The organism is Streptomyces aureus (assembly GCF_001418135.1).
Lineage (GTDB): Bacteria > Actinomycetota > Actinomycetes > Streptomycetales > Streptomycetaceae > Streptomyces > Streptomyces aureus_A.
Window position 1 is genome coordinate 304 of sequence record NZ_LIPQ01000473.1, and the last position, 810, is coordinate 1113.

General features: G+C 68.8%; 1 protein-coding gene. It reads right to left on the reverse strand.

What is annotated here, in order from left to right; all coding sequences use genetic code 11:
* Positions 1 to 190: 190 nt before the first annotated feature.
* On the reverse strand, positions 191 to 810 hold a 620-nt coding region (locus AOK00_RS31090), incomplete at its 5' end, for a substrate-binding domain-containing protein (protein ID WP_254047572.1).

Sequence of the window (810 nt, forward strand, 5' to 3'; positions counted from 1 at the left end):
GGGAAAGAGGCGCAGGTCCACCCCGTCGAGGGCGAGGACGCCGGGGAACGCCCTGCGGATGCCGAGGGCCTCCAGGACCGGCCGGTCGGTGCGGGTGGGTGCGGGGTTGGGTGGGGCTGTCATCCGCCCTCCTCTCCTGAGGGGTCGGGGGCGGCGCGAGGACCGCCCCCGGTCCGGTGCGGGCGTGGGGTCAGTACTGGCGGCCAGGCAGGGCGGCCGCGGCCTGGTCCTGGGTGAAGACGCCCTCCTTGACCTCGACCCGTCGTGGGACGCTCTCCCCCGCCGCGACCTTCTGGGCGAGTTCCATCAACTGGTCGCCGAGGAGTGGGTTGCACTCGACCACCACGTTGATCTTCTTCTCCTGCATGGCGACGAAGGCGTCCTTGATGCCGTCGACGGAGATCACCTTGATGTCGGTGCCCGGCTTCCTGCCCGCCTCCTCGATGGCCTGGATGGCGCCCAGGGCCATGTCGTCGTTGTGGGCGTACAGGACGTCGATGTCCTTGTGGGACTTGAGGAAGGCCTGCATGACCTCCTTGCCCTTGGCGCGGGTGAAGTCCCCGGTCTGGGACGCCACGACCTTGAACTTGGGCTCTCCCTTGATGACTTCGGCGAAGCCGGCCTTGCGGTCGTTGGCAGGTGCGGAGCCGGTGGTGCCCTGGAGCTCGACGACGTTGACCGGTTCGGAGGTCCCGCCGTACTCCTTCACGAGCCACTTGCCGGCCTCCTGCCCCTCCTTGACGAAGTCGGAGCCGAGGAAGGTCCGGTAGAGGGAAGTGTCCTGCGAGTCGACCGCGCGGTCGGTGAGGA